Source organism: Paenibacillus sp. Y280 (assembly GCF_056786335.1).
In genome coordinates this window covers 1-26,530 of the sequence record NZ_JBXCIW010000014.1, presented here as the reverse complement: position 1 = coordinate 26,530, position 26,530 = coordinate 1, and the positions used below count along the sequence as shown (strand labels likewise).

Here is a 26,530-nt window from a genome sequence, read left to right as displayed (position 1 = left end):
GGTCTAAGCCCGGACATCAAGAACGGGCGAAGACCTGTATTGAAGGATGAAGAGATTTAAGCCGTTACAGCGAAGCTCTTCTTGAATTTATTGATAGCTTCAACGAGAGCTTTCTCGTTGTCAGCAACGATGTCTTTTGTATCGCGAATCGATTGGCCGATTTCAGGACTGTTCGAATCCAAATACGCGTGGAACTCTTTCTCGAAGCGAAGGATATCGCCAACCGGAATCTCATCCAAGTGACCTTTAACCGCAGAGTAGATCGAGATAACTTGCTTCTCAACCGGCATCGGCTTGTTAACGTCTTGTTTAAGAATTTCCATCGTGCGAGCACCGCGGTTAAGGCGGGCAAGCGTCGATTTGTCGAGGTCAGATCCGAACTGCGAGAACGCTTGAAGCTCGCGGTAAGCCGCAAGATCAAGACGGAGCGTACCAGCAACCTTCTTCATCGCTTTAATTTGTGCGGAACCACCTACACGGGATACGGAGATACCAACGTTAACCGCTGGACGTTGACCCGAATAGAATAGATCTGCTTCCAGGAAGATTTGACCGTCAGTGATCGAGATAACATTCGTAGGAATGTATGCCGATACGTCGGATGCTTGCGTCTCAATGAATGGCAATGCCGTCATCGAACCGCCGCCTCTTGCATCGCTAAGTTTTGCAGCGCGCTCAAGCAAACGGGAGTGAAGATAGAATACGTCACCTGGGTAAGCTTCACGACCCGGTGGACGGCGAAGCAAGAGCGAAAGCTCACGATAAGCTGCTGCTTGTTTCGATAGATCATCATAAATAACGAGAACGTGCTCGCCTTTGTACATGAAGTACTCGCCCATTGTACAGCCTGCATAAGGAGCTAGGAAGAGCAAAGGAGCTGGCTCGGAAGCACCTGCAGTAACGATGATTGTGTAATCAAGCGCACCGTGGCGACGAAGCGTTTCAACTACGTTAGCTACAGTGGATTGTTTTTGTCCAACGGCAACATAGATACATTTTACGCCATTGCCTTTTTGGTTGATGATTGCATCGATTGCAATCGCTGTTTTACCTGTTTGACGGTCACCGATGATAAGCTCACGTTGACCGCGGCCTACTGGTACCATCGCATCGATTGCTTTAATTCCCGTTTGCATAGGCTCATGAACCGATTTACGGTCGATAACGCCTGGCGCTGGGGATTCAATCGCACGGAATTGAGTCGTATTGATTGGTCCTTTGCCGTCAAGCGGCTGACCAAGCGGGTTTACTACGCGGCCAAGAAGCTCTTCGCCGACAGGTACTTCCATGATACGGCCAGTACGTTTAACTTGATCGCCTTCACGAATATCCGTGTATGGTCCAAGAATAACGACACCGACATTGCTTTCTTCCAAGTTCAAAGCCATACCGACAACACCGTTGGAGAATTCGAGCAGTTCACCCTGCATCGCATTTTCCAAGCCGTGTACGCGGGCGATACCGTCACCGACATTGATTACGGTGCCGACGTCTACGACTTGAATTTCGGATTTATATTGTTCGATCTGTTGTTTAATCAGCGTGCTGATTTCATCAGGTCTGATACTCAATTCGTTCACCCCTATCTACAGTGCATTAGATTTTAAACGATTTTTGTAAACGTTCCAGCTTGCCGGACAGGCTGCCATCATATAGACGATCGCCGATGCGCACTTGTACGCCGCCGAGCAAAGCAGGCTCTACCACTTGCTGTGCAATAATAGTTTTGCCGGTCAACTGTCCGAACTGCGCCGCTACACCAGCAAGCTCGTCATCAGACAAAGCTTTGGCGGAATAAACCGTCGCATGCGCTTGACCAAGCGAATCTCCCGCAACCTTGGTGTATGCTGCATATACATCAGCAATAACATCCTGGCGACGACGAGTGATTAGAATTTGTACGGTATTGAAAACGAGCGCAGATACACGATCGCCGAATGCTGCTTTTAGAACCGCAATTTTGCTTTCTGGATCAATGCTCGGAAGCGATAGAAACTTTTGAATGTCAGCGTCCTGTTCAAGAGCTTGCACGATCAGCTTAAGCTGTCCCTCTACCTCTGAAACAACCTGCTGCTTCTCAGCAACCTCGAACAGTGCTTTAGCGTAGCGCTTCGCTACGACTGCATCGCGGCTCATTTATTTCCAACTTCTTTCAAATATTGACCAACCAGCTGCTCTTGCGATTTTTCATCCACTTGCTTCTCAATAATTTTCGACGCGATTTTCACGGAAATGCCGCCAACTTCTGTACGAAGCGCCGCAATTGCTTTGTTTTTCTCGCTTTCGATATCTTTGAGAGCATCGTCTTTCAGACGGGATGCTTCCGATTTTGCAGTTTGAACGATCTCTTCCGCTTGCTTAGAGCTCGTAGTTCTCGATTGTTCGATAATTTCGTATGCTTCCTTGCGAGCTTGCTGGAGTGCAGCCTTTTGCTCTTCCATCTGCTGCTCGGCCGCTTTCCGGCTGCTCTCAGCCGTATTCATTTGTTCAAGCACAAGCTGTCTGCGCTTCTCCATTACTTCGAACAAAGGACCGAACGCATACTTATTGAGTAACCAGTACAAAACGATAAACGCGATCATCGCAATTACTGTCGATTCCCAAACCAATGACATAGATGCCACTCCTTTCTCACCACAATATTGTCTTAATCATAACGAAGGCGAAGAGGGCTAAGGCCTTCCCCGCCAGTTGCAGTTATTAAGCTTGGAAGAAAGCCAAGAAACCGATAACTACGCCGATAATAGGCACAACTTCGACGATACCTACACCGATAAACATAGTTGTTTGAAGCTTGCCTTGAAGCTCAGGCTGACGAGCGATACCTTCAACTGTTTTACTAACGATCATACCGTTACCTACGCCTGCGCCAACTGCACCCAAACCTACTGCCAAAGCTGCTGCTAATAATTCCATTTTTAAAATCCTCCTCGAAAATTGTTGTTTTTTGTATAACCAACCGCGGTATTCCTTAAATAAACCGAGGCATAAAGCGTAAATTAATGTTCTTCATCGTGGATGGCAGCTTGCGAAATATATACCATCGTCAGAATCGTGAACAAGAAAGCTTGAATACCGCCGACAAAAAGACTGAAGCCCTGCCATGCGACTAGGAACGGCGTACCATACCAGCCAAGCATCAGGATCGTTGCAATAAGCACCTCACCTGCGAAGATGTTGGCGAACAACCGAAGCGCAAGTGTAACTGGCTTCGAGATCGTCTCAATGATGTTAACAGGGAAGAAAATTGGAAACGGATGGAAATAATGCTTCAGGTAGTGCTTTCTATTCTGCTTCAGACCAAGGAAATGGACGATTACGAATACGATAAGCGCTAGACCCGCTGTTACCGAAAGATCGGCAGTCGGAGATTTCCACCACGCAAGTTCAACATGGCCATGCTTCTCGTCCAATAGCTCCTGGGTAATGCCCAGATTCTCATTAACATGATGAGTCTCGGTCACGATACCAAAAGGCAAGCCTAACAGGTTGGAGATGAAGATGAACATAATGAGCGTCATCCCTAAAGAGATGAAGGGTTTGACTCGGCTCACTGGCATTGTGCTTGAAATGAAGTTGTGTACGAAATCTACAACCCATTCCAAAAAGTTCTGCATCTTCGAAGGGTTGTCCACCGAAAGGTTGCGAACAGCCAGCTTAGCGATTAAGAACGTCACAATGACTGAAACCACAAGTGCTACTAAGGTCGAAAGATCAATTCGAAACGGCCCCAGTGGCATTACCGGAAATTCATGCATCTAAAATTTTCACCCCTTTCCGCTAAGATGTCGTTTATTGTGGATATATGCTGCTACCAAAAGAACAAACGGCATGACCATGCAGCCAGCTAAAGCGGCTGGCATGCTGAGATCCTCCGGAAAGCGATAAGCGATCATGGCTACCAGCAGCACGGTTGCGATGCGGTTTCCAAGACCAAGACCTCTCTTACGCGGTCCTACCCCCGCTGCTCCTAGGGTGACCATTTCCACTCTTCGTCTCAGTAAAAACGCATTCATGGAACCTGCTGCCAATCCCACAAGAAGGCCGAGAGACACCGTACGCCATTCCGGAAGGAAAGCCCATACAATTAGGCATACCGCCATTGCATAAACAAGCGTACGTAAGGCTGTCTTCATAATGTTATCCATCGGGTTCCTCCATAACCTTCTTAACGAGCAGAATGGCTGAGAGTAGACCGACAGCCAGACCGACCAGTATGCCACCGAGCGACCATCCCTTTACGTCACCAAAACGGTAACCGAGGGACGAGCCGACCCAATAGCCTAAAAAGATACATACAGCGACTTGCACTCCGAGTGCGCCAACTAGTCCGGCTGCAAACAGCGGATTGTCCCTTCTGCCCTTTTTATTCATGGTTCATACCCCTGTCAATCCTCATTTATTTTATCCAAGCGGCGACACGTTTGTCAATTGAATTAACTGCAAACATTTGATGAAAAGATTACCGAAAACCCTTGATACATAAGGTATTGCGAGCCCCGAAAACCGTACAGTACTACTGTATGCTGTACATTCGCCTATCACGCTATCGCCACTGTTCAATCTATGAACGTTGTGTGAACGAATCCGGACGCTGCTTCAGCCTGCCAAAATGATGCAAAATCGCGTCTACAATACGCTCGGATGCACGGCCATCGCCATAAGGATTTGCTGCTTGGCTCATACGGGAGTATAGCTGCGAATCTGTCAACAGCGCACGCGCGCGGCTGTACACAAGCTCCTCGTCCGTACCGACTAATTCAAGCGTACCCGCCTCGATGCCCTCCGGACGCTCTGTCGTATCGCGAAGCACCAAAGTTGGCACCCCGAATGACGGCGCCTCTTCCTGCAAGCCGCCGGAATCTGTCATGATCATATAAGCATGCGGGTAGAAATTGTGGAACTCAAACACGTCAAGCGGATCAATCAAGCGAATGCGCGGGTGATCGCCTAAAATTTCATTCGCAGGCTCTCTTACGGCTGGATTCGGATGTACGGCATAGACGATGACTACATCCTCATGCTCGTCAGCAATCCGCTTAACAGCGCGGAAAATATTCCGATGCGGCTCGCCAAGCGCTTCCCGGCGGTGTGCAGTCATCAGAATCATCCGTTTGCCTTTCGCCCAATCAATGACCGGATGCGAGAAAGACTCGTCCACCGTATATTGAAATACGTCAGTAGCGGTGTTCCCAGTCACATAAATGGCAGCATCCGACTTATTCTCTTTGCGCAAATTGCCTGCCGACCATTCTGTCGGTGCAAAGTGAACATCAGAAAGCACGCCGGCAAGCTGCCGATTCATTTCCTCCGGATACGGAGATAACTTGTTCCAAGTACGAAGCCCCGCCTCGACGTGACCGACTTGTATTTGCTTCAGGAACGCTGCGTAGCTCGCCAGAAAGGTCGTCTGCGTATCGCCGTGAACAAGTACGATATCAGGTTTCGCTTGCGTCAGCACAGGGTCTAGCCCCTCTAGAACGCGCACAGTCGTTTCCGTCAAAGTCTGACGGTCCTTCATGACATTCAAATCGTAGTTCGGATGGATCTCAAAAAAATCGAGAACCTGATCCAGCATTTGGCGATGCTGCGCCGTTACGCATACGATCGATTCGATTTCGTCCTCGCGCTTTTGCAGCTCAAGCACAAGCGGTGCCATCTTGACTGCCTCCGGACGCGTTCCGAAAATGGTCATTACCTTCAGTTTAGACAAAAGCTTCCACTCCTATTATAAATTCATGCGAATAGCATTAATTGGTTCCGAACATGCGGTCTCCAGCGTCGCCTAAGCCAGGAACGATGTAGCCCTTCTCATCCAGTCGCTCATCCAAGGCTGCGATATAAATATCAACATCGGGATGTGCTTCCTGTACGGCCTTTACACCCTCAGGGGCAGCTATCAGACACATTAATTTTATTTGGTCGCAATTATGGTTCTTCAGCGAGGTAATCGCAGCGATCGCCGACCCGCCCGTCGCAAGCATCGGATCGATGACGATAAGCAGACGATTCGGAGCATCCGTCGGCAGGTTAATATAATATTCCTTCGGCTGAAGCGTCTCGTGATCGCGCGCAAGTCCAATATGACCTACCTTCGCAGATGGAATCAGCTTCAATATACCGTCTACCATGCCAAGCCCGGCACGCAAAATGGGTACGAGACCCAGCATTCTTCCGGATACAACCTTGGAATCTGTCTCGGCGACCGGCGTTTGCACCTTGATGGTATCAAGCGGTATTTCTCTCGTTAGTTCGTATGACATTAAAGTAGCTACTTCATCAACCAATTCCCGAAAATCTTTTGTATTCGTTTCTTTATCCCGAATAAAAGTCAGCTTATGCTGAATTAACGGATGGTCGCAAATGATTAGTTTGCTCATGGAGCGGTATTCCTCCCGTTTATTGTTGTAGGCCTTGACACAATCCCGTATATTATAGCACTGTAAACTGTCCGTTGCATCCCGAGTTTTATGATTGTACAAATAAAGGCCGGAGCATCCAAGAAAGGATGCTGCCAGCCTTCGACCTGATCGTTCCTATGAGCTCCCGCAGCCGCCGCCGCAGGAGGAACCTCCTCCTCCACCGCTGTCCCCTCCGCCGCTGCCGCAGGACGAATCGCCTCCTGAGCCGCCATCGCTGCCGCCTGAATGGTCTCTCCCATCATCGGAGGAGCCGCTGCAGACGTATGTGGAACCGCCGCTCCCATTTGCATTGCGTTCCTCCTCATTCTGCTCCTGGTCCATCCGCCCTGCAAAATCAGTTGGATTCGACAACGAATGATAAATGAGCATGCCCGAAAGCAGCCCAGTTGCTCCAAGAGCAGAATCATAACCATAGCTATTTGAAGAGCGCGAATCCCTGACATATGGAGGCTTGCCGCTGCTAGCAGCCGTAAGCTGCGATTTGGCGCGTTCAATTAAATAGCCGGACGTTGCAGACAAATCAGCGTACCTTGCTGCTGCTTTGACGTTAAACCACTGCAAACGAAGCTCTTCCGGACTCCAATCCGCCAGCTCCTTCAGCTTATGCTCCGGCATTTGCGTTCTATAAAATGCGCCCCAAATTCTACCGCTTGCCGGCGCTTGCTCGAACAACTCGCCATACACCCAATCGAATAGGGCCCGCTCGCCTGGGTGAGGCGTCACGCCTGCCGCATGAGGCGCGTGGTGTATCATTTCGCCGCAGAAGCGCGTGCAGAACTGCTCATATTCCCTCGTGAACATAAGCATCTCATGCCACACCGCATCAACCTGCCTGCTATACATCGGAACGCTGCGCATAATGCCGCACATCAGAAAGTAACGCTTCAGCTCAAACCATGTCCAGTTCCACTCTTTATCCGTCATCCTCGGAAATTCCTTTAACACCCGATCCTTCACTCGGCTCTCAAAATCCAGGCCCAGCGCCGACTCCAAGCGCTCTGCCGCCGGTCTTGCAGGGTGTCCGTATGGAACGCCCAGAGCTGCCGCTGGCTCCGCATTCGGCCAAGGCGCAAACGTGTTTGTGCGCCCGAAAGATCCCCTGCCGTTTGTACGGCTATTTCGTCTTGAGCTCTTTGATTTATTGATTGCACTTACTGCAATTATTAGAAGCCCCGCAATTACCATAAATATTATAAATTGAGTCATTGTATCCTCCTATGCCAATTCGTCGTATCCATATTTTAACACAAACACTGTCTGTAAGGAGTGGTTTTTATCTCCTCGACAGACAATCCATAAAAAAATGAATAGTTATCCCCGATTATAAAAGGCAGCCCAACGCAATGAAAAAAAGTATACACAGCCAAACCTTCAAGTTATCCACATTTGCCCACAGGTTATCAACGGACTTATGCACAATCCATAATACATTAATAAAATCATCTATGACATTGCAAAAAAAAGGAGCTATCCATCAAGGTTAATAGCCCTCAGGACAGCTCATTCACATTTTTCAATTATCTTTCTTATACGGACGCATAGTGGCAGGCGGCAAAATGCCCCTTCCTCACTTCAAGCAATGCTGGCTCATCGACCTTGCACTTATTCGTCGCAATCGGACAACGCGTATGGAATTGACAGCCTGAAGGCGGATTGATTGGACTAGGCAGATCGCCCGTCAGAACAATACGCTCACGCTCCGCTTCTACCTGAGGATCCGGAATCGGAATAGCAGATAACAGCGCCCTAGTATAAGGATGCGCAGGCTTATCGTAGAGCTCGCTGCTTTCAGCAAGCTCCACGATTTTACCTAAATACATAACCGCAACGCGGTCGCTTATATGCTTAACCATCGACAAATCATGCGCGATGAACAAGTAGGTTAATCCCATTTTGCGCTGCAAATCCTGCATCAGGTTGACAACCTGCGCCTGGATAGAAACATCCAGAGCGGAGATTGGCTCATCGGCAATGATGAACTTCGGATCCACCGCCAGCGCGCGCGCAATGCCTATGCGCTGGCGTTGACCGCCGGAGAATTCATGCGGATAACGCGTAGCGTGGTCTGGATTCAAACCAACAACATCGAGCAAATGCTCCACTCTATGCTTGCGTTCCTTTTTGCTGCCTACAAGCTTATGGATATCAAGTGCTTCGCCGATAATATCCATAACCGTCATGCGTGGATTCAAAGAAGCATACGGATCCTGGAATATCATCTGCATGTCTCTTCGCATCGCTTTAAGCTTAGCGCCCTGTAGCTTATAGATATCCTGCCCGTCGAAAGTTACGCCTCCGCTAGTTGGCTCATATAGCCGCATAATTGTACGTCCGGCGGTCGATTTGCCGCAGCCGGATTCGCCGACCACACCAACGGTTTCCCCTTTTTGAATGGAGAAGGTAATATCATTAACAGCTCGGAGCGTCGCTCCGCCGCCTAGATTAAAAAACTTGCGCAGATGATTAATTTCAATTAACGGCTGTCTCATACCGATACCTCCCTATTTGCATAAGGATGCGCGAGCCAGCATGCCGAAGCATGGGATTCATTGCCGTCTACCGGGAGCAATTCAGGATCATTGTTCACGCAAACCCTCATTGCCTCATCACAACGGGCACAGAAGCTGCAGCCTGCTGGCGGCTTGATTAAATCCGGCGGCATACCGTAAATCGGCACAAGCGGATCTTCCTTCTTCTGGTCGAGACGCGGCAGCGAACGCAGCAGCCCTCTTGTATAAGGATGTTTAGGATTTTTGAAAATTTCCCATTTTGTTCCGGTTTCCACTACTTTTCCGGCATACATAACAATAACACGGTCACACATATCTGCTACAACGCCTAAATCATGCGTAATAAGAATAATAGAAGTGCCAAGCTTTTGCTGCAAATCCTTCATCACTCGCATAATCTGCGCCTGTATCGTTACATCGAGCGCTGTCGTAGGCTCATCCGCAATCAATAAAGACGGATTGCAGGCAAGCGCAATCGCGATCATCGCCCGTTGGCGCATGCCTCCGGAAAACTGATGCGGATATTGATTAACACGTGACGAAGCGTTCGGAATACCTACGAGATCAAGCATTTCAATAGCCCGCTCGATCGCTTTCGTGCCGCTGATCCCTTGATGCTTAATCAGACCTTCCGTAATTTGCCGGCCAATCGTTAAGGTAGGGTTCAGCGAGGTCATTGGATCTTGGAAGATCATTCCCATTTCTTTGCCGCGAATGTCTTCCATCTGTTTATTAGACATTTTCAATATTTCTTTGTCTTTAAACATGATCGATCCGCTGGTCTCCGCCGGAGGCGATGGAATCAAACGCATAAGCGATTGAGCGGTAACGCTCTTGCCGCAGCCCGATTCCCCAACAATGGCTACTGCTTCTCCTTTATTAACGTGAAAATTAACGCCACGAACCGCCTTGACAACTCCGCCGCGAACTTTGAAATTAACGCGAAGGTTTTTTACTTCAAGCAACTTCTCCATCCATGTCCACCTCCTACTTCTTCATTTTCGGATCAAGCGCATCTCTTAGTCCATCGCCAAAAATATTAAAGCAAAGCATCGTTATACTGATAACTGCCGCTGGGAAAATCATTCTCCACGGATACAGGGTCCACGCTTTAATTGCATCATTGATCATCGTACCAAGCGAAGCAGCCGGTGATTGCACGCCGAGTCCCAAGAAGCTGAGGAATGCTTCTGCGAAGATAGCGCTTGGAACAGTAAGCGTCAACGTTACGATAATCGGACCCATCGCATTCGGAATGAGATGGCGGAACAGAATACGCCCCGTTCCTGCGCCGAGCGCCTGAGCAGCCATAACGTACTCTTGATTTTTGAGCTGCATGATCTGGCCCCGTACAATCCAGGCCATACTGATCCAACCGGTTATACTAAGCGCAAGCACTATCGTGAACATGCTCGGCTCTAAAATGACAATCAAAAGAATGATAATAAGCATGCTTGGAATGGAGTAGAGAATTTCGCATATACGGTTCAATATCTCATCGACACGGCCGCCGAAATAACCCATAATTCCTCCGATAATAACACCGAGAACCAAGTCGGCTAATGCAGCATATAAACCAACCTGCAAGGAAATCCCTGCTCCCATCCAAGTACGGGTGAAGAGATCTCGTCCAAGATCATCGGTACCAAACCAGTAGGTACCGTTCGGACCGAGGTTCTTTTCCTTCAAGTGATTCGTTTGAAAATCCTGCTCGGATATACCCGGGCCAATTATCGCCATAAGGGAGACGATTAGCAAAACAACTAAGCTGAACATCGCTATTTTGTTGGAACGCAGACGCAGCCAAGCATCTTTCCATGCAGAGATGCTTTCACGAACAACGACTTCTGTGTGCTTCTCATCTTTGTTCAGCTTAGCGAATTGATCCGGCGTAAAGGTGTTATCCTTCATCCTTTCCCGCCTCCTCTTGTCAGCTTAATTCGCGGATCGACAAAGCCATAAGCAACGTCAGTCAAGAACCGCGCAACCATCAGGATAATTCCATAAAATAAAGTAAGCCCCATTATGAGCGTATAGTCGCGGTTAGTAATACTTTGTACAAAATATTTCCCAATTCCACCTATACCAAATATTTGTTCGACAACGACTGACCCGGTAATAATATTAGCTGTCATCGGTCCTATATAAGTAACTACTGGCAAAATAGCATTGCGTAGAGCATGACGAACCAAGATAATGCGGCCGCTTAGACCTTTGGCGCGAGCTGTCTTAATATAGTCGGCAGACAGTACCTCCAGCATCGTTGAACGCGTCAGACGCGCGATAAATGCGGCTGGAAGGAAAGATAGCGCAAGCACAGGCATAATGAAATCTGTAGGATCGTTAAGACCCGATACATTAAGCCAACGCAGCTTGCTGCCAAGAACGAATTGTAAAATAGATGCCGCCAAAAAGTTGGGAATCGATACCCCAAGTACAGCAATAACAATCGTGAAGCTATCCAAAAATTTACGATGATTAAGCGCGGCAATGATGCCTAGAATCAAACCAAATGCTAGAGACACAATGACGGCAAAAAGGCCGATTTGCGCAGAATAGATAAAGCTCTCTTTGATAATGCGAGTAACGGACATATACTGCTGTTTCATCGACATCCCTAAATCGCCATGAAGCAAATTGTTCAAATACATGAAATATTGTTTCCATATCGGCTGGTCAAGGCCGTACATCTCCATGAGTCGCTCTCTTATCTTTTCGGGAATGGCCTTCTCCCTGATAAAGGGATCGCCCGGGATGATTTTCATAAGAAAGAACGTAGCCGACGCTAGTACAAACAACGAAACAAACATGGACAGAAACTTCTTGGATACATATTTTATCAACGCAATGGACACCTCCTTACAGAATATAAACAAGAAGAAATGCTATCGTGCAAGAGTCTAAATCAGTCAACAAGAAAGGGATATATGCGGACATCCCGCATATATCCCTGACTTCAGATGCTCGAAGGATGACTAATTCGCTTGGTAGTAACCTCTTGTGTAGTCGATGTCCCCTTTGTAGTCCAAGAAGATGTTCTTGAATCCAGGTTTAAGCATGTAAACGTTGCTGTAGTAGTAAATCGGCATGATCGGCATATATTCCATAAGAATTTTTTCTGCTTCAGTCATAGCTGCAATTCTTTCAGCTTGATCTCCGCTAGCATTCGCTTTTTTGATCAAAGCATCATATTCAGGAGAAGCAAAGCCAGTGTTATTTTGAGCGCCGCCAGTAACGAACATATCCAAGTAAGTCATTGGATCGTTGTAGTCAGCTCCCCAGCCTGCGCGAGCGATTTGGTAGTTCATAGCAGTACGGTTTTTCAGTAGAACGGCAAACTCTTGGTTCTCGATACCAACTTCGACACCAAGATTTTGACGCCACATTTCAACGATAGCTTCAGCAATTTTCTTGTGGCCGTCGCTTGTGTTGAACGTCAATGTTACTTTAGGGAATTTATCAAGCTTCAGCTCGGAAAGACCTTCAGCAAGCAATGTTTTCGCTTCGTCAACGTTCTCCGTGAAGAAATCATCCTTCACTTCGTTACGGTAATCTTCTTTCAAACCAATGATGCCTGGCGGAACAAAACCAAACGAAGGAACTTCACCGGCCATCGTTACGCTCTCAACGATTGCTTGACGGTCGATCGCCATTGCAAGTGCTTTACGAACTTTTATGTTATTGAAAGGAACTTCTTCTGTGTTGAATTGGTAATAGTACGAGCTTGCGATACCTTTTGTAACGATCTCGTCTTTTTTCGATTCTTTCAGAACAGGGATTTGTTCAGCTGGGATTTCGCCAGTTGGTTTACCTGTGTAATCAAGTTTGTCTGTCTCATAGTTGGCAAGCTCAGTTGCAGACTCAGCAATCATTGTAAAGTCAATACCAGCAAATTTCACTTGGTCTTTATCGTAATAGTTTTCATTAGGAACAAGCTTAATGGAAGTATTGTGCTGCCATTCGCTCATTTTGAAAGGACCGTTACCGATGATTGTAGCCGCATCTGCCGCCCAAGCTTCGTTGTCCTTCACTGATTGATGAACAGGGTTATATACGTAGAAAGAAGTAAGACTCAAGAAGTACGGAGTAGGTGAAACGAGCTTAACTTCAAGCGTTTGAGCGTCAAGTGCTTTGACGCCAACAGCATCAGCGTTTTTCGTTTTTTCCTCGTTGTAATCTTGTGCGCCAACGATGTAGTAGAATTGGTAAGCGTAAGTTGAACCTACAGCAGGATCAAGCGCACGTTTCCAAGAGAATTCGTAGTCGTTTGCAGTAACAGGGTCGCCGTTACTCCATTTTGCGTCTTTACGGATTTTGAAAGTGTACGTTTTACCGTCTTCTGATTTTTCCCAGCTTTCAGCAGTTGCAGGGATGGATTCACCATTCTCGTTTTTACGAGTCAAACCTTCGTAAATACCAGTTGCAAGTGTACCTGATACATTGTCTTCCATAAGTGCCGGATCAAGAGTCGAAGGCTCAGAGTGAATGTTCATTCTGAAAACTTTCGATTCGGATGATCCGCCATTAGTAGCACCGGATGTTTCTCCATTTGTAGCGCCGTTCTTGCCTGTCTCTTCTTTAGGCGTACAACCTACTGCGACAATAGCAAGAATGAGTAAAGCAGCAATAAAGGATAAAGCAGACTTTCTTGTTCTCATTGTAATCCTCCCGTGTTTTTTCTTCCGTGTTCATCGTGGGCAGAACCGACCACCTCACTCGCGTAATATACAAACGTTTGCACTACGTTACAGCCTGTACAATGCAAAAGCATGTATCTTCCTGAGTTGCAGTTTATGCACTCTTCCCCTTCAAACATAGAGATTTTAGTTTACTAATATTTTTCACTATACATCCATGTTAATTATTTATCAACAAAATGTGAGGTGTAAATTTATGTATAAATGACTTTTATCCTACATACTTTAGCACTTTGACGCGTTTATTCAACTAATTATTTTATTGCTTTAATGCTTTACAGCGTTTATTCAGTCTAATATTCTGTTACTTTAACGCTTTGAAGTAAATCATCATAAATAATCAATAAAAAAGTATTAATTATTGGAAATACAAAATATAGATTAATTCCTTTAAATCCCCATTCAAATGGCATTTTTCTTATTCATTTGAGATTATAAACGCATTTGAACTGCAAAAAACTAATCAATTGTTAAAGTTTTATGTCTTCACAATATTGTCAATGGCTTTCAACACCATAATTGAAGTTAAAATCATTCATGAATTTTACTAAAAAAATGACTATTCTCATCTTGAATCAACTTTATTATCTTTCTTCTAGAGCCATTATTATATACCGCTCCATCGTTTGTGAAAACAAGCAAAATAAAAAAAGACCTATTCGGCACTAAAGTGCCAAATAGGTCTTGCTTATATTAATTCAAATGAAAATTAGTATTTCATTTCAGGATAAAGCGGGTACTGCGCAGTCAGGTCACGAACCATTCCGCGAGCTTTCGCAAGCACTTCTTGATCCTGTGGGCTGTTAAGCACTAGCGCGATCACTTCCGCAATGACCTTCATTGCTTTCTCGTCCATGCCGCGAGCCGTTGCTGCAGGCGTACCAATGCGGATACCGGATGTAACGAATGGGCTGGTTGGATCGAATGGAATTGCGTTTTTGTTTACTGTGATGCCTACTTCATCAAGCACATGCTCTGCTGCTTTACCTGTAATGTTCAGGCTACGCGTGTCAAGCAGCATCAAGTGGTTGTCAGTACCGCCGGATACGATGTTAAAACCTTTTGCCACAAGCTCTTCGGAAAGAACCTTTGCATTTTTAACAACCTGTGCGGCATATTGCTTGAATTCCGGTTTTAGAGCTTCGCCAAAAGCAACTGCTTTTGCTGCGATAATATGCATCAACGGGCCGCCTTGCGAGCCTGGGAATACCGCTTTATCGATTGCCGCTGCCCAAGGCTGGCGACAAAGGATCATACCGCCGCGCGGTCCGCGAAGCGTTTTGTGCGTTGTTGTCGTTACGAAATGCGCGTGAGGCACTGGGCTTGGGTGCAAGCCTGCTGCTACCAAACCAGCAATGTGCGCCATATCAACCATAAACAATGCGCCTACATCAGACGCGATTTTGCCAAGCTTCTCGAAATCGATTGTACGCGGGTAAGCACTTGCGCCAGCTACGATCAAACGAGGACGGTGTTTGAAAGCAAGCTTGCGAACTTCTTCGTAATCGATTGTGAAGGAATCCTCTTGAACGCCGTATGCCACGAAATTGTATAGCAAACCGGATGCGTTGACCGGACTGCCGTGCGTCAAGTGACCGCCATGCGCCAGGTTCATGCCGAGAACCGTATCGCCAGGCTGCAAAGCTGCGAGGTAGACAGCCATATTCGCTTGCGCGCCGGAGTGAGGCTGAACGTTCGCGTGCTCAGCACCGAACAATTCTTTCGCACGATTACGAGCGATGTCCTCAACGATATCCACATGCTCACAACCGCCGTAGAAACGTTTGCTTGGGTAGCCTTCTGCATATTTGTTCGTCAGCACGCTTCCCATTGCTTCAAGTACCGCTTCGCTAACGATATTCTCGGATGCGATAAGCTCGATATTATCACGTTGGCGATCAAGCTCAAGGCCTAGCGCTTTTAGAACTTCGGGATCTTGGTTGCGTAAATTTTCCATTTCAATATTCCTCCTCAAGTTAGACAGCCTGTATTTAAAATGGTATAAATCAACTCATTATGGCTCTATCATGTAATCTACTCGCATGTTCCAGCTGATTGCTCCGCCGATATATTCGTTTCCAGCTCATATACCGCGCGGGAACCGCCAATGAGCTTCGGTCTCGTCACGGCCATCGTCACGTGAGCTTCGCCAATACTGCGAATTGTCGGACGAACCGGAACCGCAACCCGCTTCAAATGCATGCCAATGAACGTATCGCCGATGTCGATGCCGGCATGCGCCTGCACAGTCTCCACCAAGCAAGCCGACTCCAGCTGACGATAGGCGAATGCCGCCATCGATCCGCCTGCTTTTGGAACCGGCACCGCGCCTACGATATCAAGGCCATAACGCTCTGCGGCAGCACGCTCGATAACGAGCGCACGATTCAAATGCTCGCAGCATTGATATACCGGAATGAAGCCAATCTTTCTGCGAACAGCTTCCACGCCTGCATAAATCTGCTCTGCCGTATCCGTTGTTCCCGCTGTACCGATGCGGTGGCCCAGCACTTCACTTGTACTTACACCAATGACGAGCAGTTGACTCATAACGAGACTGCCCGCGGTCACCAGCTCCCGCACAATCGTCTCTACTTGCTCTGCAATGACTCCTGGTTGTACATGGGTGTTCTCACTCATTGCGTTTGCCCCCCAATTAGGACTGGCTATATTGCTCTTCGATTTGCATCACTTTATTTACTCGGCCTACATGACGCTCTCCGTTGGAGAACGGTGTCTCCAGCCAAATACGAATAATTTCCAAGGCTGCTCCAGGGCCGATAACACGTTCCCCAAGCGCCAATACATTCGTGTCGTTATGCTCGCGTGTAGCTTTAGCCGAGAACATATCATTTACTAGCGCGCAGCGGATGCCCCGCACTTTATTTGCAGCAATCGACATGCCGATTCCTGTCCCGCAAATCAATATACCCCGCTCTGCTTTGCCGCTCGTAACAAGGTCGCATACGGGCAATGCATAGTCCGGATAATCAACCGATTGGTCGCAGCTGCAACCTACATCTTCAATTTCATGACCGAGCGATTGAAGAAAAGGGACAACCTCGTCCTTCAAACGATAACCGGCATGATCGGCACCAATAGCAATTTTCAACGCAAAAGACCTCCTTCGAAATGATACATCACAGTGCTAGTATACCTATTTTAGCAAAAAAAGACGAAAAAAGAGCATGACATGCTTATCAGCATGCTGCTCTTTGCCCAGGCGACCGGCCGTATATTCCGATGCTCCACCGTGGTTTAACCCACTTCCGTCGCCAGTTACATCGGAAACCGTATATTGTCTTTTTATAATAGCTGAACATTCGTGAAAAATCAATCTATATCATGAGCGGCATTTGTGGAATTATTTCTTAGAAAGCTTGTCCAGCAGCTTCACGAGCGCATCCTCAATTTCATTCGCGCTGGTGCTGTAAACCGACAATGAGCCTCCGAAAGGATCCACGATGTCGAAGCTTGGAATACGGCGCTCCAGCTCCAGCAGCCGGCTTCTCTCTGCCGAGGTCAATTGCTGACCAAGCGCTTGCTTCATATGGAGCTCCGAATAAAGCCGCTCAAGTTCCTCAATATCGGCGAGCACGCGCGCATCCTGATTCGTGTATTCTTTTAAGGTATAGGTTTTGTCGACCGCCTCCGGATGCCATTGCAGCAGCCCTCGCTTGTGGTTAGCCGTCATCGTCAAAATAATATCAGCCCAGTCGACTGCCTCGCTCGTCAGCGCAAGAGACGTGCTATTATGATCAATGTCGCGTTGTCTAAGCGTCTCTACTGCATGCGCAGAGACCGGCAGTCCGTCGATTGTAGATATGCCCGCGGAACGTACAGCAACCGTAATGTTTCTCAGAGCAGCCATCCGGCGCAGCATAGCCTCCGCCATCGGCGAGCGGCATGTATTGCCGGTACAAACAAATAAAATACGCTTCACACTGCCAACTCCTTTTCTACCCGATTCGAAATGTCGGTCCATCTAAAAAATAAACAAGATGCCAAAGATGAACAATATTCCTCCGCCAATGGCTTCGCCGTATTCGCCAAAATTACCGCTTACCTTACGTCCAAGCATCAAGCCCAGCACCGACATCAGACCGCCAAAAAAACCGAACAGCAGAATGGTCGTCCATATATTAGCCGCAAACATGCCAAGCGTTATCCCTACGGAGAAGGAATCGATACTGACGCTAAGCGACAGCACCGTCAAGCCCCATAATGATCGATGGTCAAAAGATTGCACCGCGTCCCCGCGCAGCGAGCTGTATATCATATGCCCGCCGAGCAGCACCAGCAATACACCAGCGGCAGTCGTTGCGACATCCCCAAGCAGGCTGCCCACATACTGCCCGGTAAATATGCCTGCAAGCGGCATTATAACATGAAATAATGCGATCACAAGGCCGAGCTTTAGTATATCCAGCAGCCGAATTCCTTTCAGCCCAATGCCAAGTCCGAGTGAAAAAGCGTCTAAACCAAGCGCCAACGCTATAATAAGCAGCGTGAGCAGCTGTCCGGCATGCAAATGTGCATCGACCAAAGTCTATCTCCCCCATGTCCGCCTGTATTCTATACCAAACATATGCGGACATGAGGACAAACATACTATTGCTGTTGCCAGCTAAATTTTCGATTTACAGAAATTACTTTCAAACCGCTGCTTACACCTGCCTATACGCAAATAATTCGGTTGCCCGCAGCTTTAGCCAGACGGTTCATCAGAGCAGCGCCAATGCCATCTCCGCTGCAGCCCTCCGCCCATATGCGCTGCGCGCCAGCACTGTCAAAATCACGCAACGCAGCATACAGAAGATGCGCGGCTGCACCCAGCTCCTTCTCGCTGCCAAAAGAAAGTACGGAGTCCGCCTCATAACGCTTAAGCCGTTCTTCAAAGGCGAGCACGCCCGTTATCTCGCCGCGTGCCTTCGCAGCTCCTGCTTGTTCTTGAATGTACGCCACAACAGCCTCAGATTCGCCTTGTACGAGCTCGAGCTCCCCTTGCGGAGCATAATGCGTATACTTCATGCCAGGGGAACGCGGGGCCGCCTCAGGCTGCTCTGCCGAGCCGTTATCAATTGTCGCAGCCGGCGCCGCTTGCTGCAGCTCCTCAAGCGTTACTCCGCCTGGGCGCAAAATACGTATGCCATGCTCGCCAACCAGCTCGATCACCGTCGATTCCAAGCCGACACCTGTCGGCCCGTCATCCACTACGCCATCGATGCGACCGTCCAAATCGTCCAGCACATGCTCGGCAAGCGTGGGACTCGGTCTTCCCGATCGGTTCGCGCTCGGTGCGGCAATCGGACAGCCCGCTTCCGCCAGCAGCGCAAGCGCCGTTCGATGATCCGGCATCCGAATGCCCACAGTTGACAAGCCGGCCGTCACAAGCGGAGAGAGCACACCGTCACGAACAGGCAGCACAATCGTAAGCGGTCCCGGCCAAAAACGATCCATCAGCGCTGCGGCGAGCTGCGGATAAGGCAGTACCAGCGCATCCAATTGCTCGCGGCGAGCGATATGGACAATAAGGGGATTGTCCGAGGGGCGCCCCTTTGCGGTAAATATCCGCTCAACAGCTGCTGTGTTTCGAGCATCCGCGCCAAGCCCGTACACCGTCTCCGTCGGAAAAGCAATTATTCCGCCTTCCTTAAGCTGACCAGCAGCCTCCGCAAGCTTCTCGCGGAGCTGATCATCAGCATTCACGCGCCATATATTTGTTGTCGTCATCTCTATCCTTCAATCCTTGCCGCTAAAATTAAATTGTCCATTCATCCGCTATTATAGCACAAGCGCTCCAAAACGAGCAGAAACGAAAGCTGAAATGAAAGCTGAAACGAAAGAAGAAACGAAGGAAGAAACGACAGTCCCTTCTTCACAACATCAGAAGGAACTGCCGCTTATTATGCAAACAACGATTTAATCCAATCGATAAACGATTTGATCATTTCCCAGAGAAAAAACTTCGCTTCCGGCGCTTCGCCTTCGGAAGGCGCAGCTGCAGGTGCTGCTGCAGCCGCTGTTTGCATTGCCGTTGCTTTCTCAGGGGCTGGATCTGCCTTCACCGCCGCAGTCTGTACCGTTTCCTCGGCAGGCGCTGCCGAAGCCTCGCCAGTCGCAGCATCAATGAAGCAAAGCGGAGGGAACAGCACGCACCACCAATTTTGTCCGTTGCCTTCGCCAAGCGTTATGCGGAGCGCTTCATAATCGCCGGCCGGATATACTTCATTCCCATACATTTTTGTCGGGAAAGGCACCATGCCAAGCTCAGTGGAGAAGCCATAGTCAAAGCCGCGGCTCTGCAATACTTTTTCAGTAATCCGTTCGATTTCAGGCATATTTGCGATAATCGTCTGACGAGCTTCCTCAATCGTCTGAGGACCCGCAACCCAGCCGTTCATCGCTTTAACGATCTCATCCCGCACTAGACGCTTTACAACTTGGTCAGCAGGATTATCGGAGTTGGCTAATATACGCAAACGAATCACTTCCTGCGGAATTTGACCGTCTGCAAGCGCAGCGTCCATCTTCTGGGCTTCCCAGCTCATAATTAAAATAATAATAGCAAAAACAATAAAACCATATGATTTGCGGTAAGCAAATTTATTTGAACGAACCGAACGAGATTGAGCGGACTTCGAAATATTAGAATAAGAATGAATGGAATAATGGCTGGACATACAACACAAGCTCCTCTCGTCGCACCCGTCAGTGCGTCTGCTTGCGTTCCGGAACGTATCTATCCGTCATTATGTCCGCCTATCTTAATATATAAACCTAGCAATCTATCTTTTTTTATTTCTATGATAAGAGTAAGAAGTGCAAGTTCGAAAGCTTTACGCAGCAGATGAATGGCACGTTATAATATGTCAGTAAGAATACAAACGCAACAGCCAGCTTGCAGCACCTCAATTTTTCACGAGATAAGGACGGTTGCCCATGAATTTTGAAACTACCTATGCCACCTATCGGCCGCTGCTCCATTCGATCGCCTACCGCATGCTCGACTCCTTCAGCGAAGCCGAGGATCTGGTCCAGGACGTATTTGCAGATTACAGCCGATTGGATGCTAACGACATAAGCAATGAAAAAGCCTATTTAATTCGAATGGTAACGAATCGCAGCTTAAATCTTAATCAATCCGCGCGTAAACGCAGAGAGATTTATATCGGGGAATGGCTCCCTGAGCCAGAAGTCGTTACGGCCAAGCAAGACCCGGCTGAGCTGTATGACCTTCATGAGTCGGTCTCCTACGCTCTGCTGGTCATTCTGGAGCAGCTCTCTGCAGTCGAGCGGGCCGTGTTCATTCTTCGGGAATCGCTTCAGTATGATTACGATGAAATCGCAGCTTGCCTGCAGAAATCGGAAGCCAATTGCCGGAAAATTTATAGCCGCGCCAAGGAAAAACTCCAAAGGGAACGGGAGTCGCTGCCGGTCAACTCGGACAAAGCCGAGCCGCTCGCTGTTACCTTCATGGAGGCTGTGGCATCCGGAAACTTTGACAAGCTTATTTCGCTTTTGACGGAAGAGGCTGTACTCGTTTCTGATGGCGGAGGAAAAGTTCGTGCCGCTATATTCGCTATTATCAGCAGAGCTCGCGTCGTGGCCTTTTTGAAAGGCGTCATTCCAAAAACCTTTCTAGGCGATGGCCATCAGTTTGCTATCGTGAACGGACAATTCGGCATCATTATTATAAAAGATGGCAAGCCTAGAAGCGTCATCAGCTTCCGGCTGGATGAGTCCGAGCAGAGGGTTGAGCGGATATACGTCATGCTGAATCCCGACAAGCTGAAGCATGTCAGGGTCGAATAGCGATTTTATATCATACTGCATCCTGATAGGCTGAAGCGCGTCCAAATCGATGCAACTGCATATAAAATCTTTTTTTGTTCTTCTGTCACAACCGGTGTCGCTGCTTTGTCTTAGATGATGAAGAATCGCATTTAGCTCAAAAGGGCTGACAAATCGGATATTAGAGGAGATTGAAGAGCATGACAAAGAGAACCGTAATTATGAAAGAAACGCCAAGCGCTTACCAAGCAATGCTTGGGTTGGAAAAATACCTGGGCACGACCAGCATCGATAAACAGCTCCAGGAATTGATTAAAATTCGCGCTTCTCAAATAAACGGCTGTGCGTACTGTATCAATATGCATACCAAGGACGCAAGAGAGCTTGGGGAAACAGAGAAGCGGATCTACGCCTTGAGCGCTTGGCGCGACACTCCGTTCTTTACGGAAGCAGAGCGTGCCGTGCTCGCCTTGACGGAGTCTGTCACCGTTATTACGAAAGAGCATGTGCCAGATGCGGTGTATGATGAGGTTGCTCGCCATTTTGACAGTACGCAGGTTGCGGAGATCATTATGGCGATCATTACGATTAACGCTTGGAATCGTATTGCGATTAGCACGAATATGATGCCGGAGTAATTGGGCGGGGTTAGTGGCAAGAGTTAATGGGGTTGGGTTGATGGGGAGAATTTTATGCAGGTTGTGTTGCAAAAAAGCCTTAGTTACACTTGACTCCTACGCTGCAGTCTGCATCAGAAACACTTATCTAATTTAGCACCTTGCTACATTGCAGTTTATACAACAGAATCAGTCAAACTACTCAGCTCCTTTGCTACGCTGCAGTTTATACAACAGAAGCACTCAAACTAACTCAGCTCCTTTGCTACGCTGCAGTTTATACAACAGAAGCACTCAAACTAACTCAGCTCCTTTGCTACGCTGCAGTTTGTACAACAGAATCACCCATTCTGGCCTCAGTTTTCACCTTATTAGCTATTTCTGCTGCATTTATGCATTGTAGCTCGTCATTCTGGGGGTCATGTCAGGTTTCTGTTGCACTTTCTGCAATGGATCTTATTCCAAGCGTGGCGAGGACTTAAGGAACAAGCAATTAAAGCATTAATCAAACAAAATAGGATGCTGCCGGATATCCATTCGGCTGCATCCTATTATATTTCTCCATATTGAGTAAGAAAAAGGCATTTTTCTCTTAACGCGGCTGCGACTGAACCGCAATGACATGGCGTTCGATTCCCGCATAGTCATTGATGATGCGGACATCATCCCATGCGCCCATGCTGCGCATCATGTCAGCGACGATGCGAGGCTGGCCCATGCCGAGCTCGAAGGCGACGATGCGAGGCATCTGAACGAGCAGCGGAAGCTGTTCCAGCATGCGGCGGTACGGATCTAAGCCGTCCGCCCCGCCCTCCAGCGCGAGATGCGGCTCATAGTCGCGCACCTCGCGCTGCAGCCCTGGCATATCCGCCGCAGGTATGTACGGCGGATTGGAGACCAGCACATCGATGCGAAGCCGATCGTGCGCACTCTGTTCATGCCCAGGTATGAAGTGCATGAGCAGGTCGCCCTGCACGAACGCTATCCGGTCCGCCGCTTCATGGCGGGCCGCGTTCGTGCGGGCGACTGCCAGCGCGTCCGGCGACAGGTCGGACGCGCACACGCGCCACGCGTGACGCTGCGCAGCTAGCGTGACGGCGATGGCGCCGCTGCCTGTGCCGACGTCAACGATCGTCGGCGCCAGCTCTTCACCTGCGCTGCCGCGCCCACCCGCTGCCTGCGGCCAGATCAGATCGGCCGCTTCAAGCACGGCCTCAACGAGCAGCTCCGTCTCCGGCCGTGGAATAAGCACGGCTGGCGATACAGCAAACGGCCGGCCATAAAACCACTGCTCGCCGATCATATATTGGACGGGCTCGCCCAGCGCCTTACGGCGCACGAGCTGCTCCCAAACGGCCAGTTTATCGGGTGGGAAAGGTTCCCCTCCGTCGCGAAGCAGCGCTGCACGGTCGATATCGAGCAAATGCATGAGCAGCAGCTCCGCATTATTGCGCGGCTCTTCGACCGCTTCCTCCTTCAACAAAGAGGCGGCTCGCATGCTTGCCTCACGAATCGATAGCGGCAGCGTAAACCATTGACCAACATTCATGCCGTTCACTCCTTCCACATTCCTGCTACAGCTCCATGATATGCCGTCCACTCTTCCACATACCCGCTACAGCTCCATAAGCCGCCGTCCACTCTTCCACATTCCTGCTACAGCTCCATGAGCTGCCGTTCACTCCTTCCACATTCCTCCTCCAGCTCCATGAGCTGCCGTCTACTCTTCCACATTCCCGCAACAGCTCCATGAGCTCCCCGTAACCTAATAAAACGCCAGGTCGCTGGATGCTTATCGTAAGCATCCAGCAACCCAGCGCACCATGGTTTAAGCCATTTCACGTTCCATCAGATCAGCTTGCTCCGCAATCGTAAGCGACGAAATCACTTCCGTCAAATCACCGTTCATCACGGAATCCAGCTTATGAAGCGTTAGTCCAATGCGGTGATCCGTTACACGGCTTTGCGGGAAATTGTACGTGCGAATACGTTCGCTGCGATCTCCCGTTCCAACCTTGCTCTTCCGCTCGCCGGCATATTTTGCTTCTTCCTCTTGGCGACGAACATCGGAGATGCGTGCACGAAGCACGGCAAGTGCCTTCGCTTTGTTCTCATTCTGCGATTTGCCATCTTGGCAAGTGGCCATGATTCCTGTAGGAACATGCAATACACGTACCGCGGATTTCGTCGTGTTAACCGATTGACCGCCTGCTCCGCTCGAGCAGAACGTATCGACGCGAATATCCTTGTCGAGAATTTCAACCTCAACATCTTCAACCTCCGGCATAACCGCTACCGTGGAAGTCGAGGTATGAATACGTCCGCCTGATTCCGTTACCGGAATACGCTGTACGCGATGCGCGCCGCTCTCAAACTTCAGCTTGCTGTACGCGCCCTTGCCCGTAATCATGAAGATAACCTCTTTGAAGCCGCCCAGATCGTTCTCGCTGAAATCCATCAGCTCCACTCTCCAGCCTTGCGTATCGGCAAACTTTGTATACATACGATAAAGCTCATATGCGAACAAAGCAGCTTCATCGCCGCCCGCAGCGCCGCGAATTTCAACGATAACGTTCTTGTCGTCGTTCGGGTCCTTAGGCAATAGTACGATGCGAATTTTCTCATCAAGCTCAGCTTGGCGCTTGCTCAATTCGTCAATTTCCATCTTTACCATTTCACGCATTTCGTCATCGAGCTTCTCTGCCTGCATCAGCTTGGCATCGTCGAGCTGCTCGGTAACTTGTTTATATTCCGTAAAGGCATCATAAGCCTCTTGTAAATCCGACTGCTCCTTGGAGAGCTCTCTAAGCCGCTTGGGATCACTGGATACATCCGGATCACACAATAGCTCACTCAGCTTCTCATACCGGTCTGCGAGTGCTTGTAAACGGTCAAACACGATCATTCACCTCTGTTTATTCCATTAGGATAATGTTCATTATACCATATCAATGGCATTGTATCGACTGCTGGTTTGGATTACAACCAGTAAACCGCGCCCAAATTCAATATAAAGCCCCGCAAGCGCAGTACTGCACTCACAGGGCCTTATTATTCCCAATTTTTTTACACGTTAAAACGGAAATGGATGACGTCGCCGTCACGCACGACATATTCCTTGCCCTCAAGGCGAACTTGCCCCTTCTCGCGAGCCACACCCATCGAGCCAGCTGCTGCAAGATCCGTAAAGGATACAACCTCGGCACGAATGAAGCCACGCTCGAAATCGGTATGAATAACGCCAGCCGCTTGCGGCGCTTTCGTTCCTTTGCGAATCGTCCATGCGCGAACCTCTTGCACGCCTGCTGTAAAATACGTGTACAGCCCTAGCAATCTATAAGCTGCGCTGATCAAACGGTTAAGGCCGGACTCAGACATGCCCAGCTCCTCAAGGAACATTTCCTTGTCTTCGCCCTCAAGCTCAGCAATTTCCGCTTCTACCTTCGCGCTGATCGGCACCACATCAGCGCCTTCCGCAGCTGCGAAATCACGAACGCGTTGAACATACTCATTGTCGTCCGAGTTTGAAACCTCATCCTCGCTCACATTGGCCGCGTACAATACGGTCTTCATCGTCAGCAAATGCAAATCGCGAACGAGCAGCTTCTCGTCTTCGCTCAGCTCTACGCTGCGAGCAGGCATATCGTTGTACAACGCTTCCTTGATGCGCTCAAGCACTTCGATTTCCTGGGCAACCTTCTTGTCGCCGCCCTTTAGGTTTTTGCGGGAACGGTCGATCTTCTTGTCAACGGAATCAATATCCGCCAAAATCAGCTCCAAGTTAATGGTCTGAATGTCGCTGATCGGATCTACTTTTCCTGCTACGTGGGTAATATTGTCATCTTGGAAGCAGCGAACGACGTGAACGATCGCGTCAACCTCGCGGATATGCGCCAAAAACTTATTGCCAAGACCTTCACCCTTGCTCGCTCCTGCTACTAAGCCTGCGATATCAACAAATTCGAATGCCGTTGGCACGATGCTCTTCGGAACGACAAGCTCAACCAGCTTGTCCAAACGCTCATCCGGCACCTCAACTACGCCAACATTAGGATCTATTGTACAAAAAGGATAGTTGGCAGATTCTGCCCCTGCTTGTGTAATTGCGTTAAATAATGTCGATTTGCCGACGTTCGGCAAGCCCACGATTCCAGCTTTCAATGCCATGCGATAAGACACCCCTATTTTCCCGAAAGTAAACAACTCCAGCTATTATACCCCAGCGTTCCCTACATTGAAAGTGCCAACGGCTTCTGGTAGCCACTTTCACTAAGCTTTATGCCGAATAAAGGACCGTTTCAATACACAAGCTAAGTATCCGCAATTGCAAACACACGCGTACGAAGCACGTTGTGTTGTGAATCAAGAATTTTAAAGGAGCCATTCCTGTAATGAAGTAATTTGAGCTTTGAAAGAAAAAAGCGCCTCTAGTATACTGGGAAACGTTCCGGCAAGAACTAAACCCACATACGAAAAGAGGCACTCACTAT

General features: G+C 48.7%; 27 protein-coding genes and 1 riboswitch. Of the genes, 2 read left to right on the top strand and 25 right to left on the bottom strand.

Translation table 11 applies throughout. From position 1 onward, the window contains the following. Positions 1 to 56: 56 nt before the first annotated feature. The 22 genes from atpA to spoIIR form a co-directional block, all read right to left on the bottom strand. The gene (atpA, locus tag AC1TPC_RS17935; protein WP_482068173.1) at positions 57 to 1,571 is read right to left on the bottom strand and encodes a F0F1 ATP synthase subunit alpha; all 1,515 of its coding nucleotides are present in this window, start codon (positions 1,569 to 1,571) and stop codon (positions 57 to 59) included. Between the two features lie 25 nt (positions 1,572 to 1,596). Beyond that, positions 1,597 to 2,136, bottom strand: coding sequence for a F0F1 ATP synthase subunit delta (locus AC1TPC_RS17930; protein ID WP_482068172.1), 540 nt, complete (start codon positions 2,134 to 2,136; stop codon positions 1,597 to 1,599). Beyond that, complete coding sequence (gene atpF / locus AC1TPC_RS17925; RefSeq protein ID WP_482068171.1) at positions 2,133 to 2,615, bottom strand: F0F1 ATP synthase subunit B; 483 nt, start codon at positions 2,613 to 2,615, stop codon at positions 2,133 to 2,135. The genes AC1TPC_RS17930 and atpF overlap by 4 nt, the downstream gene beginning before the upstream one ends. An 85-nt stretch (positions 2,616 to 2,700) precedes the next feature. Then, positions 2,701 to 2,916, bottom strand: a complete 216-nt coding sequence (gene atpE, locus AC1TPC_RS17920; RefSeq protein ID WP_053373757.1) for a F0F1 ATP synthase subunit C — start codon at positions 2,914 to 2,916, stop codon at positions 2,701 to 2,703. A gap of 83 nt (positions 2,917 to 2,999) precedes the next feature. Beyond that, positions 3,000 to 3,758 carry a F0F1 ATP synthase subunit A gene (gene atpB / locus AC1TPC_RS17915; protein WP_482068170.1) on the bottom strand — a complete coding sequence of 253 codons (759 nt, stop codon included), beginning with the start codon at positions 3,756 to 3,758 and terminating at the stop codon, positions 3,000 to 3,002. Positions 3,759 to 3,767: 9 nt separating this feature from the next. Then, positions 3,768 to 4,148: an ATP synthase subunit I gene (locus AC1TPC_RS17910; RefSeq protein WP_482068169.1), complete on the bottom strand. Its 381-nt coding sequence runs from the start codon at positions 4,146 to 4,148 to the stop codon at positions 3,768 to 3,770. Next, positions 4,141 to 4,374 carry an AtpZ/AtpI family protein gene (locus AC1TPC_RS17905; protein ID WP_482068168.1) on the bottom strand — a complete coding sequence of 78 codons (234 nt, stop codon included), beginning with the start codon at positions 4,372 to 4,374 and terminating at the stop codon, positions 4,141 to 4,143. Before AC1TPC_RS17905 ends, AC1TPC_RS17910 begins: the two co-directional genes overlap by 8 nt. 190 nt (positions 4,375 to 4,564) lie before the next feature. Then, positions 4,565 to 5,713, bottom strand: coding sequence for a non-hydrolyzing UDP-N-acetylglucosamine 2-epimerase (wecB, locus tag AC1TPC_RS17900; protein WP_482068167.1), 1,149 nt, complete (start codon positions 5,711 to 5,713; stop codon positions 4,565 to 4,567). Positions 5,714 to 5,750: 37 nt separating this feature from the next. After that, positions 5,751 to 6,380, bottom strand: coding sequence for a uracil phosphoribosyltransferase (upp, locus tag AC1TPC_RS17895; RefSeq protein ID WP_482068166.1), 630 nt, complete (start codon positions 6,378 to 6,380; stop codon positions 5,751 to 5,753). A gap of 156 nt (positions 6,381 to 6,536) precedes the next feature. Then, on the bottom strand, positions 6,537 to 7,628 hold the full coding sequence (locus AC1TPC_RS17890; protein WP_482068165.1) for a glycine-rich domain-containing protein: 1,092 nt from the start codon (positions 7,626 to 7,628) through the stop codon (positions 6,537 to 6,539). 320 nt (positions 7,629 to 7,948) lie between these two features. Continuing rightward, positions 7,949 to 8,911: an ABC transporter ATP-binding protein gene (locus tag AC1TPC_RS17885; protein ID WP_482068164.1), complete on the bottom strand. Its 963-nt coding sequence runs from the start codon at positions 8,909 to 8,911 to the stop codon at positions 7,949 to 7,951. Beyond that, positions 8,908 to 9,906: an ABC transporter ATP-binding protein gene (locus AC1TPC_RS17880; RefSeq protein ID WP_482068163.1), complete on the bottom strand. Its 999-nt coding sequence runs from the start codon at positions 9,904 to 9,906 to the stop codon at positions 8,908 to 8,910. Before AC1TPC_RS17880 ends, AC1TPC_RS17885 begins: the two co-directional genes overlap by 4 nt. Positions 9,907 to 9,919: 13 nt before the next feature. Further along, positions 9,920 to 10,843, bottom strand: a complete 924-nt coding sequence (locus AC1TPC_RS17875; protein ID WP_482068162.1) for an ABC transporter permease — start codon at positions 10,841 to 10,843, stop codon at positions 9,920 to 9,922. Beyond that, complete coding sequence (locus AC1TPC_RS17870) at positions 10,840 to 11,775, bottom strand: ABC transporter permease (protein ID WP_482068161.1); 936 nt, start codon at positions 11,773 to 11,775, stop codon at positions 10,840 to 10,842. The genes AC1TPC_RS17875 and AC1TPC_RS17870 overlap by 4 nt, the downstream gene beginning before the upstream one ends. A 132-nt stretch (positions 11,776 to 11,907) precedes the next feature. Next, positions 11,908 to 13,590, bottom strand: a complete 1,683-nt coding sequence (locus AC1TPC_RS17865; RefSeq protein WP_482068160.1) for a peptide ABC transporter substrate-binding protein — start codon at positions 13,588 to 13,590, stop codon at positions 11,908 to 11,910. A gap of 748 nt (positions 13,591 to 14,338) precedes the next feature. Then, positions 14,339 to 15,586 carry a serine hydroxymethyltransferase gene (locus AC1TPC_RS17860; RefSeq protein WP_482068159.1) on the bottom strand — a complete coding sequence of 416 codons (1,248 nt, stop codon included), beginning with the start codon at positions 15,584 to 15,586 and terminating at the stop codon, positions 14,339 to 14,341. 77 nt (positions 15,587 to 15,663) lie between these two features. Then, complete coding sequence (locus AC1TPC_RS17855; RefSeq protein WP_482068158.1) at positions 15,664 to 16,269, bottom strand: TIGR01440 family protein; 606 nt, start codon at positions 16,267 to 16,269, stop codon at positions 15,664 to 15,666. A 16-nt stretch (positions 16,270 to 16,285) separates the two neighbouring features. Further along, positions 16,286 to 16,741, bottom strand: a complete 456-nt coding sequence (gene rpiB, locus AC1TPC_RS17850; protein ID WP_482068157.1) for a ribose 5-phosphate isomerase B — start codon at positions 16,739 to 16,741, stop codon at positions 16,286 to 16,288. A 98-nt stretch (positions 16,742 to 16,839) separates the two neighbouring features. After that, a riboswitch (ZMP/ZTP riboswitch) is annotated at positions 16,840 to 16,922 on the bottom strand. Between the two features lie 71 nt (positions 16,923 to 16,993). Further along, the gene (locus tag AC1TPC_RS17845) at positions 16,994 to 17,572 is read right to left on the bottom strand and encodes a low molecular weight protein arginine phosphatase (protein ID WP_482068156.1); all 579 of its coding nucleotides are present in this window, start codon (positions 17,570 to 17,572) and stop codon (positions 16,994 to 16,996) included. Between the two features lie 42 nt (positions 17,573 to 17,614). After that, positions 17,615 to 18,175, bottom strand: a complete 561-nt coding sequence (locus AC1TPC_RS17840; RefSeq protein ID WP_482068155.1) for a manganese efflux pump MntP — start codon at positions 18,173 to 18,175, stop codon at positions 17,615 to 17,617. Between the two features lie 131 nt (positions 18,176 to 18,306). Continuing rightward, positions 18,307 to 19,362 (bottom strand): L-threonylcarbamoyladenylate synthase, encoded by a 1,056-nt coding sequence (locus tag AC1TPC_RS17835; RefSeq protein WP_482068154.1) that lies wholly within the window; start codon positions 19,360 to 19,362, stop codon positions 18,307 to 18,309. A gap of 173 nt (positions 19,363 to 19,535) precedes the next feature. Then, positions 19,536 to 20,312, bottom strand: coding sequence for a stage II sporulation protein R (spoIIR, locus tag AC1TPC_RS17830; RefSeq protein WP_482068153.1), 777 nt, complete (start codon positions 20,310 to 20,312; stop codon positions 19,536 to 19,538). Between the two features lie 259 nt (positions 20,313 to 20,571). Between spoIIR and AC1TPC_RS17825 the strand changes: the two genes are divergently transcribed. Next, the gene (locus tag AC1TPC_RS17825; RefSeq protein ID WP_482068152.1) at positions 20,572 to 21,444 is read left to right on the top strand and encodes an RNA polymerase sigma-70 factor; all 873 of its coding nucleotides are present in this window, start codon (positions 20,572 to 20,574) and stop codon (positions 21,442 to 21,444) included. 179 nt (positions 21,445 to 21,623) lie between these two features. Continuing rightward, positions 21,624 to 22,061, top strand: a complete 438-nt coding sequence (locus tag AC1TPC_RS17820; protein WP_482068151.1) for a carboxymuconolactone decarboxylase family protein — start codon at positions 21,624 to 21,626, stop codon at positions 22,059 to 22,061. Between the two features lie 571 nt (positions 22,062 to 22,632). Here the strand turns inward: AC1TPC_RS17820 and prmC are convergent. The 3 genes from prmC to ychF form a co-directional block, all read right to left on the bottom strand. Further along, entirely contained in the window at positions 22,633 to 23,589 is a 957-nt protein-coding gene (prmC, locus tag AC1TPC_RS17815; protein ID WP_482068150.1) for a peptide chain release factor N(5)-glutamine methyltransferase, read from the bottom strand. Positions 23,590 to 23,868: 279 nt separating this feature from the next. Next, complete coding sequence (prfA, locus tag AC1TPC_RS17810) at positions 23,869 to 24,939, bottom strand: peptide chain release factor 1 (protein WP_169084462.1); 1,071 nt, start codon at positions 24,937 to 24,939, stop codon at positions 23,869 to 23,871. A 167-nt stretch (positions 24,940 to 25,106) separates the two neighbouring features. After that, entirely contained in the window at positions 25,107 to 26,207 is a 1,101-nt protein-coding gene (gene ychF, locus AC1TPC_RS17805) for a redox-regulated ATPase YchF (protein WP_482068149.1), read from the bottom strand. Positions 26,208 to 26,530: the final 323 nt, after the last annotated feature.